The 13,519-nt window shown below is 65.3% G+C and carries 9 protein-coding genes; 8 read left to right on the forward strand and 1 reads right to left on the reverse strand.

Translation table 11 applies throughout. The annotated features are described in order from the left end of the window. The first annotated feature begins 202 nt into the window (after positions 1 to 202). Complete coding sequence (guaB, locus tag PV761_RS05235) at positions 203 to 1,714, forward strand: IMP dehydrogenase (RefSeq protein WP_028269502.1); 1,512 nt, start codon at positions 203 to 205, stop codon at positions 1,712 to 1,714. A gap of 133 nt (positions 1,715 to 1,847) precedes the next feature. Beyond that, positions 1,848 to 3,707, forward strand: a complete 1,860-nt coding sequence (locus tag PV761_RS05240; RefSeq protein ID WP_028269501.1) for an ABC transporter ATP-binding protein — start codon at positions 1,848 to 1,850, stop codon at positions 3,705 to 3,707. A 139-nt stretch (positions 3,708 to 3,846) separates the two neighbouring features. On the opposite strand, the gene PV761_RS05245 is transcribed toward PV761_RS05240, so the two are convergent. Further along, entirely contained in the window at positions 3,847 to 5,769 is a 1,923-nt protein-coding gene (locus tag PV761_RS05245; protein WP_347894928.1) for a S8 family serine peptidase, read from the reverse strand. 218 nt (positions 5,770 to 5,987) lie between these two features. Here PV761_RS05245 and PV761_RS05250 point away from each other — a divergent pair, with 218 nt between their 5' ends. From PV761_RS05250 to guaA, 6 genes are all read left to right on the forward strand, one after another. Then, positions 5,988 to 7,124: a GuaB3 family IMP dehydrogenase-related protein gene (locus tag PV761_RS05250; RefSeq protein ID WP_028269499.1), complete on the forward strand. Its 1,137-nt coding sequence runs from the start codon at positions 5,988 to 5,990 to the stop codon at positions 7,122 to 7,124. A gap of 145 nt (positions 7,125 to 7,269) precedes the next feature. Beyond that, positions 7,270 to 9,021, forward strand: a complete 1,752-nt coding sequence (locus PV761_RS05255; protein ID WP_028269498.1) for a glycerol-3-phosphate dehydrogenase/oxidase — start codon at positions 7,270 to 7,272, stop codon at positions 9,019 to 9,021. 51 nt (positions 9,022 to 9,072) lie between these two features. Next, complete coding sequence (locus PV761_RS05260; protein WP_028269497.1) at positions 9,073 to 9,561, forward strand: PTS sugar transporter subunit IIA; 489 nt, start codon at positions 9,073 to 9,075, stop codon at positions 9,559 to 9,561. A 134-nt stretch (positions 9,562 to 9,695) separates the two neighbouring features. Continuing rightward, positions 9,696 to 10,610, forward strand: coding sequence for an SURF1 family protein (locus PV761_RS05265; protein ID WP_347894931.1), 915 nt, complete (start codon positions 9,696 to 9,698; stop codon positions 10,608 to 10,610). After that, positions 10,607 to 11,134, forward strand: a complete 528-nt coding sequence (locus PV761_RS05270) for a DUF3817 domain-containing protein (protein WP_347894933.1) — start codon at positions 10,607 to 10,609, stop codon at positions 11,132 to 11,134. Before PV761_RS05265 ends, PV761_RS05270 begins: the two co-directional genes overlap by 4 nt. A 97-nt stretch (positions 11,135 to 11,231) precedes the next feature. Beyond that, positions 11,232 to 12,821, forward strand: a complete 1,590-nt coding sequence (guaA, locus tag PV761_RS05275; RefSeq protein WP_347894939.1) for a glutamine-hydrolyzing GMP synthase — start codon at positions 11,232 to 11,234, stop codon at positions 12,819 to 12,821. Positions 12,822 to 13,519: the final 698 nt, after the last annotated feature.

The raw sequence follows: 13,519 nt of genomic DNA on the forward strand, positions 1-13,519 counted from the left end.
GCCGGGCCCGGCCCGGAGGAGGGCGTGCGGTTCCTCACATTGCCGCAGCGGAATATGGGGATCGCCGCCGAGGTTCTAGAATTTATTCAACACTTCCGCACCAAGGCATCACCATCTGCACAGGCCAGTCCCGTAATGACGGGCTGGTCATCAGCTGCAACCCCTACCCGTGAACCCCGGAATTAAGGTAAGAGGCGCACTTATGACCCAGCCCGAACACAACCCGTTCGGCTTTATCGGCCTGACCTACGATGACGTCCTGCTCCTGCCCGGGCACACCGACGTCATCCCGTCGGAGGCAGATACGTCCTCGCGCATTTCCAAGCGCATCTCCGTCCACACCCCGCTGTTGTCCGCTGCCATGGACACCGTCACCGAGTCGCGGATGGCCATCGCCATGGCCCGCCAGGGCGGGCTCGGCGTGATCCACCGCAACCTGTCCATCCAGGACCAGGCCGACCAGGTTGACCGTGTGAAGCGCAGCGAATCCGGGATGATCACCAACCCGCTGACCATCGGGCCGGAAGCGACGCTGGCCGAACTGGACGAGATCTGCTCGCAGTACCGCGTCTCCGGCCTGCCGGTGGTGGACGAGGGCATGCGGCTGCTGGGCATTGTCACCAACCGCGACACCCGCTTCGTTCCGGAAGCGGATTTCCCCATCCGCCTGGTCAGCGACGTCATGACCAAGATGCCCCTGGTCACGGGCCACGTCGGCATCAGCCGCGAGGAAGCCTCGCACAAGCTGGCCACCAACAAGATCGAAAAGCTTCCGCTGGTTGATGACCAGGGCCGGCTCAAGGGCCTCATCACCACCAAGGACTTCACCAAGGCGGAGCAGTATCCGCTGGCCACCAAGGACGACGAAGGCCGCCTGCGCGTTGGCGCCGCAATCGGCTTCTTCGGTGACGGCTGGGAACGTGCCATGGCCCTGATCGATGCCGGCGTGGACGCGCTGTTCGTGGACACGGCCAACGGACACTCCCAGGGCGTGCTGGACATGATCCGCCGCCTGAAGTCCGATCCTGTCGCCGCCCACGTGGACATCATCGGCGGCCAGGCAGCCACCCGGGAAGGCGCCCAGGCGCTGATCGACGCCGGCGCCGACGGCATCAAGGTGGGCGTGGGTCCGGGATCCATCTGCACCACCCGTGTTGTGGCCGGTGTGGGCGTTCCGCAGATCACCGCCATCTACGAGTCCGCGAAGGCGGCCATCCCGGCCGGCGTTCCGCTGATTGCCGACGGCGGCCTCCAGTATTCGGGCGACATCGGCAAGGCGCTGGTTGCCGGCGCCGACACCGTGATGCTCGGCTCCCTGCTGGCCGGTTGCGACGAATCGCCGGGCGAGCTCATCTTCGTGAACGGCAAGCAGTTCAAGAGCTACCGCGGCATGGGCTCCCTCGGGGCCATGCAGACCCGCGGCAAGAACACGTCCTACTCCAAGGACCGCTACTTCCAGGCCGACGTCTCCGGCGACGACAAGCTGATCCCGGAAGGCATCGAAGGCCGCGTGGCCTACCGCGGCCCGCTGGCATCCGTTGCCTACCAGCTGGTGGGCGGCCTCCGCCAGACCATGTTCTACACCGGTGCGCCGACGGTTGCCGAGCTGAAGGCCCGGGGCAAGTTCGTCCGCATTACCCCGGCCGGCCTCAAGGAATCGCACCCGCACGACATCCAGATGACGGTGGAAGCGCCCAACTACGGTTCGCGCTAGCCCCCAGCGCCGCCCTGACCTGGCTTCGCTGCGGCCAGGGAACCCGGGCGCCGTGGGCCACCCTCTTCAAGCAGGCCGCGGGGAACTGACCCCGCGGCCTGTTTGTGTCTGTGCGCGGGATTAGGCTGGAGCCATGTCCGAACCACGCCACCCCGCCGAACTAAACCCGAAAAGGGAACCCCAGCGGCGGCTGGCCCTTAGGCCCTATGCGCGGGCCGTGGCGCAGGTGCTGCGGGTCAGCTTCCGGGCCTCTCCTGCCGCCGTCGTGATGAAGGTGGTGGGCTCGCTCATCTCGGCCCTCCTGCCCCTGGTCACCACCTACTTTGCGGCGCTGACCACCACCGCGTTGGCGGCCGCGTACGCCGGCGATGCCGCCGCCGGCCAGCAGGCGATTGTCTATGTCATCATCACGGCCGCGCTGGGGCTGTTCTGGGGCGCCTTCAGCAGCGTGGACCGGTACATCCAGCAGCTCATGAGCTTCAGGGTGGGGGCCATTGTGGGAGACCTCATGTATGAGCGGTTCCTGGCACTCGAGTTCTGGCGGTACGACGACAAGGAAACGGTGGATCTGTACGACCGCGCCAAGCGGTTTTCCGATTCCTATGCCCGGGTCCTTGACCGGATCGCGGCGATCTTCACGCAGCTTGTCTCGGTGATCCTTGCGGTCGGTGCACTGCTGCTGGTCAGCTGGTGGATCGCCGTGATCGTCCTGGTGGCCATCGTCCCGAGCGTCTACCTGCAGTTCAAACTCTCCCGCGAACAGATTGCCCACTGGAACACGCAGGTGGACTCCCGCCGCCAGCGCCGGATGATCGAAACGAACCTGCTTCGGCCGCAGCACATTGCCGAGATGCGCCTGTACGGAATCGTCGGGTACCTCATGGGGCTTCGCTCCCTGCTCCGGGACGCCGATGAGAAACGGCGGCTGGACTTCCAGAAGCGCTATATCCCCAAGCAGCTGGCGGCGGACGCCCTGCAGTACGGCGCCGAGGTCGTTTCGCTGATCTGGGTGGTGGGCCAGATCATCGCCCGCGCCCAGCCGGTGGGGCAGTTCCTTTACGTCCAGCAGATCGTCAGCAGGGCGCTCTCCACGGCCAACAACCTCGTTTCCTCGTTGAGCTCCATCGACGAGGACCTGGCGAACCTCAAAGACTACGAACTCTTCATGGCGATGCCGGTGCACACGGACCACGCCCCGCCGCTGCTGCAGGCTCCGAAAACCGTGGAGCTGCGGGACATCCGCTTCACCTACACAGGCAGCGACATCGAGGTGATCCGCGGCATCAGCATGACCATCCGCGAGGGCCAGCACATCGCCATCGTGGGGGAGAACGGTGCCGGGAAGTCAACGCTGATCCGGATTCTGGCGGGACTGTACCACCCCGATTCCGGCCAGGTACTGCTCGACGGCGTCGACCTCGCCGCCGTCGACGTCAAGTCCTGGCACCGGCACCTGGCGGTCCTCAGCCAGGAGTTCCTCAAGTACGAGTTCGCGACGGCGGCAGAGAACATTCTCTTTGGCGACATAGATTCACCGCGGGACGAAGACCGGATCCGGCGGGCCGCGTCCGACGCCGAGGCCCTCGAGTTCATCAACAAACTGCCGAACGGCCTGGACAACCACGTCAGCAACTGGATGGAGGATCCGCGGGGCCGGAAGGGAAGCGGTTTGAGCGGCGGCCAGTGGCAGCGGCTGGCGATGGCCCGGAACTTCTATCGGAACGCATCCTTCATGGTGATGGACGAGCCGACCTCGGCGATTGACGCCCTTGCCGAGCACCGGATCTTCACCCGGCTTTTCGCCGACCGCAGCAGCACCATCATCGCCATCAGCCACCGGCTAGCCACCATCGAGAAAGCTGACATCGTCTACATGCTTGAAGACGGCCGGATCGTGGAACAAGGCACGCACCGCGAGCTTGTGGCGCTCCGTGGCCGGTACTTCCGGATGTTCGAATCCCAGCTCACCGTGGACGAAGCCGAGGGCATCTGACGCGTGCGGGACCGGCCGCGCCGCCGGGGACCCACGCCCGCACAGGGAACCGCCGTCCGCGCAGGGAACCGCCGTCCGCGCAGCATTGCGCGGACGGCGGTTCCGGACTTGGCTATGCCAGAAGCGGATATGGCGGACGCTAGGAAGTGGTCACGGCAGTGTCATCAAGGAAGAAGTACGTCGACAGCGATGAATCCTCGACGCCCAGGAAGCGCAGGGTCACGCTCTTCCCCTTGTAGGCGGAAAGGTCCAGCTGCTTCTGGACGTAGCCGGTGGACTCGTTGAGGTTGGAGTACGAGGCGAGCGTGGTGGTGGTGCCACCGCTGATCACCTGGACTTTCAGGGTGTCGTAGGCCGAGCTTGCGGTGGTCTCGTCCGACTGCACTTTGAGGTAGAAGGACAACGACGCGGCTGACACGGTGGAGGGGACTGCCAACGCCTGGTCCAGCTTGTAGGAGGTGGCCTGGCCCCAGCCGTTGAGTCCCGCGAAACCGGAACCCGTCCGGGCGTTCGTGCCGGTCTCAAAGGTATCGGCGTGGTCAGAGGTCCAGGAAACTGCGCCCTCTTCGAAACCCGGGTTCAGCAGGAGGTTGCCCGACGGCGGGGGAGTGGTGCCGCCCAGCAGGCCCATGGTCTTGGTCGCGTCCGAGAGTCCCGCGCCGCAGCCGGTGGTGCAGCCGCCCGGCATGGCCCGGGTTCCCTGCTTGAGGGTGGATTCAACCTGGGCCGGGGTGAGCGAGGACGTCTTGGATTTAATCAGCGCGGCGAGTCCGGCCACGTGCGGAGCGGCCATGGACGTGCCCTGGTAGTTGGCGTAGCCGGCCGCGGACGGTGTGGTGGTGCCGGTGTTGATGGTGGAGAGGATTCCGCCGCCGGTTACCCTGACATCGCCGCCCGGCGCGGTCAGGTCAACCGAGGCGCCGAAGTTGGAGTAGTAGGAGAGGGTGCCGCTCGGATTGCTTGCGGCCACGCTCACCACGCTGTTGCAGTTGGCGGGACGGAAGCCGGAAGCATCCTGGTTGCTGTTGCCAGCTGCCACCACCACCGTGGCCCCGCGCGAGACGGCCGAATCGATGGCCGCCTGGTAGGTGCTGCCGCAGGCGCCGGAACCGCCCAGGCTCATGTTGATCACCTTGGCCGGGTTGGCGTTGGCCGGGATGCCCGAGACGGTGCCGCCGGCTGACCAGATGATTGCATCGGCAATGTCCGAGAGCGAACCGCCGCACTTTGCCAGGACACGGACCGGCACCACTTTTGCGTTGGGCGCGACGCCGGCCACCCCGGTGGCGTTTCCCCTCACAGCGGAAATGGTCCCGGCGACGTGTGTTCCGTGCCAGGAACTGTTGCCGGCCGTCGTCTGGCCGCATTCGCCGGCTGCGTACCAGTCGCCCTGGTCCTGGGCACTGGCGTCCCGTCCGTTCCCGTCCCGTGCCGCGGTGGCGTCCGAGACAAAGTCATAACCGGGGAGCACATTCGCATCCAGGTCCGGGTGGGCGGTGATGCCGGTGTCGATCACGGCCACCGTCACGCCGGTTCCGGTTGCAACGTCCCACGCACCGGGGATCCGCATCCCGTTCGTGGCGGTGAAGTCCCACTGTTCGCCGTAGCGCGGATCATTGGGCGTGAGCGCCACGGTCATCCGGGCGTCAGGCTCGACGGATTCGACTGCACCCGACGCCGCAATTTCGGCCATGAAGTCCTCGGCAGCCTGCCCGGACAGGGCCTTGTCCGCCTCGATCAGCGTTCCGCCGGTGGCCAGGGTGCGCACTTCCTTCACGGTCACGCCCTGTGACTTGGCCGCCTTGCCCCAGGCGTTGGCGCGGCCGTTCGGGGTGGCATTCGCCGCACTCTCCTTGTAGTCCACGATGAACTTCGTATAGGCCTCGCCGGCGGCCACGCCCGGCACCGGAGAACTCTGGACCGCGGCTGGCGCGGACCCTTCCCCGGCTTCGGTCGTGGCGAACACCGGTGAGCTGGCGAAGGCCAGGGTACCGACTGCTGCGGCGAGCGACAGGGCCAGGACGCGGTGGCGCCTGATGGATGCACTAGCTGATCTTCCCAAGGGATCTTCTTTCTCGGATCGGGCACAGGGTGGCCCGGATGATGGAGTGATGGATGGTCACGTAGTGGATCAGGTGGTAACCGAGAGTAAACGTAAGGGTATTTTCTAGACTTGTAAACAGTTGACAAAAGCGGTCAATAAAGTGTGGACTATCAGTTTCCGGACCGTCTTGCGGGAGCCGCCCCGCCGTATCCCGCGTGGTCAAGTAAAGTGGTCACGTGACCTATGAGATTGAGATTGGCCGTGGCAAGCGTGGGCGTCGTGCCTACTCCCTGGATGACATCGCGATCGTCCCCAACCGTCGGACGCGTGATCCCAAGGACGTCTCCGTCGCGTGGCAGATAGATGCCTACAAGTTCGACATGCCCGTCATTGCGGCCCCCATGGATTCAGCCATGTCGCCCGAGACCGCCATTGCGCTGGGCCGCCTCGGCGGACTCGGCGTGCTGGACCTGGAAGGGCTGTGGACCCGGTACGAGGACCCCCAGTCCGTCCTCGACCAGATCGCGGCCCTGGAGGACGAGACCAACAGCCCCGCCGTCACCCGACGGATGCAGGAGCTGTACCAGGCGCCCATCCAGCCCGAATTGATTACCTCCCGCCTGGCCGAAATCCGTGCAGCCGGGGTGACCGTTGCCGGATCGCTGACGCCGCAGCGCACGCAGGAACACTACAAAACCGTCGTCGCAGCCGGCGTGGACATTTTCGTCATCCGGGGAACCACCGTCTCGGCAGAGCACGTCTCGAAGGACCACGAGCCGCTGAACCTCAAGCAGTTCATCTATGAGCTCGACGTCCCCGTGATCGTGGGCGGCGCCGCCGGCTACACGCCCGCGCTGCACCTCATGCGCACCGGCGCGGCCGGTGTTCTGGTGGGTTTCGGCGGCGGTGCCACCACCACCACCCGCCGGGCGCTGGGCATCCATTCGCCGATGGCCTCCGCCATCTCCGACGTCGCCGCCGCGCGCCGTGACTACATGGACGAGTCCGGCGGCCGCTACGTTCACGTTATTGCCGACGGCGGCATGGGATCCTCCGGTGACATCGTCAAGGCCATCGCCATGGGCGCTGACGCCGTTATGCTCGGCAGCGCGCTTGCCCGCGCCGAGGAAGCACCGGGCAAGGGCTGGCACTGGGGCCAGGAGGCACACCACCTCGAACTCCCGCGCGGCGACAGGGTCAACGTCGGCACCGTCGGTCCGCTCGAGGAGGTCCTCTTCGGGCCCGGCCACCACACCAACGGCACGTCCAACCTGATCGGTGCCCTGCGCCGGTCGATGGCCACCACCGGCTATTCGGACCTGAAGGAATTCCAGCGGGTCGACGTCGTAGTATCCCCCTACTCGGGAAACTGACGCACCCTCCTGCTGAAGGCACCGTGGGTGCCGGTCCCGGCGCCCCGGAACCGGCACCCATAGTGCCTTAAGCGGGGCCTGCCCATCCGCATGCCTAGGAAGTAGTCTGGTGAACTACGAGGTTTGATGCGGATGGAGGCGTGAAATGAACAGTTCTTCCGGAGGTTCGTCCTTTGCCCAGGGGGCGCTCGGCCCCGCAGCCCGGGAGGCGTCAATGGCGGCGCTCAAGGCAACAATGGAGCCGGGCAAGGAACTCGACATCCTCATCGTCGGCGGTGGCATCGTGGGTACGGGCGCCGCCTTGGACGCCGTCACGCGCGGCCTGAGCGTAGGCATCGTGGAGGCCAGCGACTGGGCCGCGGGTACGTCGTCGCGCTCGTCCAAGCTCATCCACGGCGGTCTGCGCTACCTCGAGATGCTGGACTTCGGGCTGGTCAAGGAGGCGCTTCACGAACGCGGCCTGCTGCTGTCGGAGATCGCACCCCACCTGGCCCGGCCGGTGCCGTTCCTCTACCCCCTGACCAAGCCCTTCCTGGAGCGGCCCTATGTGGGCGCCGGAATTGCCCTCTACGACGTCATGTCCATCTCCAGCGGCCACCAGCGGGGCGTGCCCTTCCACAAGCACCTGAGCCGCCGCGGGACCCTGCGTGCGGCGCCAAGCCTGAAAGACGATGCGTTTGTCGGGTCCATCCGCTACTACGACGGCCAGGTGGACGACGCCAAATACGTGGCCAACCTGATCCGCACAGCCGCGTACTACGGCGCCCACGCGGTCAACCAGACGGCTGTGGTCGACTTCCTGCGCGAAGGCGAGCGGGTGGTGGGCGCCAAGGTGGTCAACCGCGAGGACGGCTCCACGTTCAGCATCCGGGCCAAACAGGTCATCAACGCCACCGGCGTGTGGACCGATGAAACCCAGGCCATGGTGACCGACCGCGGGCAGTTGAAGGTGCGTGCGTCCAAGGGCATCCACCTCGTGGTGCCGCGCGACCGGTTCCAGTCCACCGTCGGCCTGATCCTGCGGACCGAGAAATCGGTGCTGTTCGTGATCCCCTGGGGCCGGCACTGGATCATCGGCACCACTGATACCGACTGGCACCTGGACAAAGCGCACCCGGCGGCGTCCAGCAAGGACATCGATTACATCCTTGAACACGTCAACAAGGTGCTGAAGCGGCCGTTGACCAGAGAAGACGTGGAAGGAGTCTATGCCGGGCTGCGTCCGCTCCTTGCCGGGGAGAACGACTCGACCGCCAAGCTGTCCCGCGAACACGTGGTGGCCCACCCGGTGCCCGGCCTCGTGGTGGTGGCGGGCGGAAAATGGACCACGTACCGCGTCATGGCCAAGGACGCCGTCGATGAAGCGACGCGAAGCATGGACGAACGTGTCGCCCCCAGCTGCACCGATACGATTCCGCTGCTGGGTGCCAGCGGGTTCAAGGCGGCGTGGAACCGCCGGAACCGGACGGCCGAAGAGTACGGCGTGCACGTGGCCCGAATCGAGCACCTCCTCAACCGTTACGGATCGATGGCCACGGAGGTCCTGGCGCTCATCAAGGAGAACCCGGCCCTGGCTGAACCGCTGCCCGGCGCCGACGACTACCTGCAGGCCGAGGCCGTCTATGCGGCCACGCACGAAGGCGCGCGTCATGTACACGACGTTTTGACCCGCAGGACGCGCATTTCCATCGAGTCCTGGGACCGGGGTGTGTCCGCTGTCCCGGTAGTCGCTAAGCTGATGGGAGAAATTCTTGGCTGGAGCGATGCGCAGCGCGAAAGCGAAATCAAGCATTACCTTGCCCGGGTGGAAGCTGAACGGCTGAGCCAGGAGCAGCCCGACGATGAATCTGCCGACGCCGCGCGGCTGGGTGTGGAGGACATCGTCCCGTTGCGCTGACACAAGGCGGATAACTGACCCGCGCCTCCTGCCTCACTGAAGGGACAACTCTTGGCGGAACCACTGGACCGGTACGATGCCGAACTCACCACACCGGAAATGGTGATTCTTGAGCTTGATGCCAAGGACAAGACGGATGCGGCCACCCAGCTTGCCGAACGGCTCTACGCGGCCGGCCGCGTCTCGGACCTCGACGGCTTCCTGAAGCACGTCAACGCCCGGGAGCACCAGCTGGCCACGGGGCTGCCCGGCGGAGTCGGGCTGCCGCACGCCCGCAGTGAGTTCGTGTCCCGGACGTCGATTGCCGTTGGCATCACCAAGTATGGACATGCCTTGGACTTCGGGGCGGCTGACGGGCCGGCAACGGTCATCCTGTTGATTGCGACGCCGGCAAGTTCCTTCTCGGACCACCTGGAAGTACTTGCCACGCTGGCCCGCTCGCTGTCCAAGGAGTCGTTCCGCGAATCCCTGCGCCGGGCCTACGACCCCGAGGTCATCGCCGAACTCATCAACTCCAGCCTGGTGTTCTTCGACCACTAGAGATTGGGGCAGGCCCTTTCGTGTCGACTTCGTCGCCACGTAGGGACCCGGCTGCCCCACTCTAGGGCCCGCAGCTGTCCGCTCGCGCAATCGGCGGTTCGTTGTTCTACACAAGGACGAAGTACGGTTAATGGGTGTTGAAAACTGCCCTCAAACCCCGCTGGATCGCAGGCCTGGTGTTTGCGATCGTCATTTCCGGGGTTTTTGTGCTGCTGAGCCAGTGGCAATTCGGCCGGTCAACCCAGCCGGAAGCACCCGTTTCGACCGGCACCGAAGAGAGCAAGCCGCTCACCACAGTGCTGCAACCGGGTGACTTCTTTCACGGCTCAGTGGCGGACCAAATGGTCACCGCCAAGGGATCCTACGACCCCGACAAGCAAGTGCTGGTCCCGGGACGGCTTTACGACGGCGCCACGGGCTACTGGGTGGTGTCGGCATTTTCGGTCCAGGACGCCCCCGTCCTCAACGGCGTCGGGGCGTCGCCCCAAACGTGGATCCCGGTGGCCCGCGGATGGGTGGAGGACCCCGCGGAAGCCGGCACGCCGCCGTCGGGCATTATTGAACTGACCGGACGGCTCCTGCCGTCCGAAGCCCCGCTGCCCAACATTGCCCCCGAAGCCGGACGCGCCACGGCAGTCTCCGTGGCGGAACTGATCAATGTCTGGGAAGTCAGCAGCTATCCGGGGTTCGTGGCAGCCACTTCCGAGCTGGCGGGAGGCACGGACGTCAGCCCGGCGGCTGTCAGCAGTGAACTGAAACCCTTGCGCATTGGTCCGCAGCCCCCGGCCCAGCAGGTGAACTGGCTCAACCTCTTCTACTCCGTGGAGTGGATCGTTTTCGCCGGCTTCGCGTTGTTCATCTGGTGGCGCATGGTGAAGGACGACTACCGCCGCGACCTTGAGGACGAGCTCGACGACGAACACGACGAACACGACGCCGGGCCTCCGCCGGCCGAGCCCCACGCCAGCACACCGGAAAATTCCAGCCCGCCTGAACAACCCAGCCCGCCTGAACAACCCAGCCCGTCTGAACAAAAGGTACAGCCATGATCGATCCCAAGCCGGCCATCCAGCCACAGCCAACCGAGACCAGCGGATCAGGCACCGCAAAAAAGGGCACCGTGAAGAAGCGCAGGTTCGGCGGAACGGAAGCCCAGATCCGGTCCGCACTCAAGTTCTACAAGGTCCTGGCGTACATGACGGGCGGAATGCTGCTGCTGCTCTGCGCCGAACTGATTGCGCGGTACGCCTTCGGCCAGTACCTGTTCGCCGGTGGAACCAACGCGGTGACGGGCCAGCCGTTTGGCTTCGGGTTCGCCGACGCCGAGCCGCAGGGCGTCCTCGGGGGAGTGAACCTCTCCGTGGCGGTGCTCATTGTGCACGGCTGGATGTACGTCGTGTACCTGATGTCCAACTTCCGCCTGTGGTCGCTGATGCGGTGGCCGTTAGCGAAACTGATCATCCTCGCACTGGGCGGTGTGGTTCCGTTCCTGTCCTTCTTCGTGGAGAAGAAGTTCCACGCAGAGGTGGAAGCGGAACTCGCAGCGAATCCGCAGGCGTCCAAGCGCTACTGACCCGCGCCGGTGTGAGATCCCTAACGCGGGAGTGGTTTTACGCCGCGGACAGCCGTCTCAAGGTGCGACGGGGCAAACGCCCAAGTAGTCTAGGACGGTGACTACTCCCACTGCATCCCAGACTTCCCAGAAGCCGGTGCTGGTTGTTGACTACGGTGCCCAGTACGCGCAGCTGATTGCACGCCGCGTCCGGGAAGCAAACGTGTATTCGGAAGTGGTTCCGCACACGTACAGCACCGAGCAGCTCCTGGCTAAGGACCCCGCTGCCATCATCCTTTCCGGCGGCCCTTCCAGCGTGTACGCGGAAGGTGCTCCAAGTGTGGGTGCCGACCTCTTTGAAGCCGGGATCCCCGTCTTCGGCATTTGCTACGGCTTCCAGGCCATGGCCAACGCCCTGGGCGGAAAGGTCGACAAGACCGGCCTGCGTGAGTACGGTTCCACGCAAACCACCCTCCTGGGAGAGGGCCGCTCGGTCCTCGAAGGAATGCCGCAGCACCAGAACACCTGGATGAGCCACGGCGACTCCGTGCACGAGGCGCCTGAGGGCTTCGAAGTGCTCGCGACGACGGCGGGCGCCGAGGTTGCCGCCTTCGCCAACGAAGAGAAATGCCTCTACGGCGTGCAGTGGCACCCCGAGGTAAAGCACTCGGCTTACGGCCAGCAGGTGCTCGAGAACTTCCTGTTCAAGGGCGCCAAGCTGGAACCGAACTGGACCACGGGGAACATCCTCGAGGAACAGGTGGACCGCATCCGCAAGCAGATCGGTGATGCCAGGGTCATTTGCGGCCTTTCCGGCGGCGTGGATTCGGCTGTCGCGGCTGCCCTGGTCCAGCGTGCCGTGGGCGACCAGCTGACCTGCGTGTTCGTGGACCACGGGCTGCTGCGCGAGGGCGAGGCCGAGCAGGTTGAACGCGACTTCGTGGCAGCCACGGGCGTCAAGCTCTACGTTGCCAACGAGCAGGAGCGGTTCCAGGCGGCACTGGCCGGGGTCAGCGATCCGGAGACCAAACGCAAGATCATCGGCCGCGAGTTCATTCGCGCCTTCGAAGAAGCCGAACTGGCCATCATCGCCGAAGCCGCTGCGCACGGCGAAAAGATCAAGTTCCTCGTCCAGGGCACCCTGTACCCCGACGTCGTCGAATCCGGCGGCGGAGAGGGTGCTGCGAACATCAAGAGCCACCACAACGTGGGCGGCCTGCCGGAAGACCTGCAGTTCGAGCTCGTTGAGCCGCTGCGGGCCCTGTTCAAGGACGAGGTCCGCGCCGTGGGCGCCCAGCTGGGACTGCCGCAGGAAATCGTCGGTCGCCAGCCTTTCCCCGGCCCGGGGCTCGGCATCCGCATCGTCGGCGAAGTGACCAAGGAACGCCTTGACCTGCTGCGCAAGGCTGATGCCATCGCCCGTGCCGAGCTGACCGCGGCCGGCCTGGACAACGAGGTATGGCAGATGCCGGTGGTGCTGCTGGCGGACGTCCGCAGCGTCGGCGTCATGGGTGACGGCCGTACCTACGGCCACCCGATCGTTCTCCGTCCCGTGTCGTCCGAAGACGCCATGACCGCCGACTGGTCACGGCTTCCGTACGACCTGCTGGCGAAAATCTCCAACCGCATCACCAACGAGGTGGAAGGCGTCAACCGGGTAGTGCTCGACGTGACCAGCAAGCCGCCGGGAACCATCGAGTGGGAATAGCAGTGTGAGTGGCCGGTCTCAGGGATGAGGCCGGCCACTTTGCTTTATTCTCGCTTTATCCGGCTCAATTTTGGCCCGCTCCAGTGTTGCGGACCCTCACTGGGCCCCGATTCGGGCTACGCTCGAAAGTATGCCGGTATGGTCCAGGGCGTCACGTGCAAGCGCAGAAAAGAAGGCAGTAGTGTCAGTTGGTCAAGGCCTCCCAGAGGGCTCCGAGGAGCTCAGGAAGTGGCTGTCCGGGCTTAAGCCGGTCACCGGAGCAGACACAATGCTTCGTTTCACCAAGACCCCGGAAGGCTCCATCGACCTCACGCATGCGCATCCCTCCGGACTGGCGCAGCTCATGGCGGGGCGGCGCACCCGCCTGTCCACGCTGATCCGCGACCACGATCAGTACGTGGTGGCCGCCCGGGCCTCGCGCAACCTTCGCTCCAAGATTTTCGAGCTCAGCAACGACCGCGGCATCGATGCCGGGTATTTTTCGGCCGGTACGGTGTCCTGGACGTCGGCTGTGGGCGGAAAGCCGCAGCGGGTGTCCGCTCCTGTGATGCTCACCGCCATTTCGTTGACCGTCCGTCCGGGCGAGGACGACTACGAACTCCAGCTCACGGAGCAGGCGCAGATCAATCCGGCGCTCATCCGGCACCTGAAGACCATCCACGGCATTGTTTTCGACGTCAACGCTGTGACCCGGATGG

It is taken from the genome of Arthrobacter sp. CC3 (genome assembly GCF_039907775.1).
GTDB lineage: Bacteria > Actinomycetota > Actinomycetes > Actinomycetales > Micrococcaceae > Arthrobacter.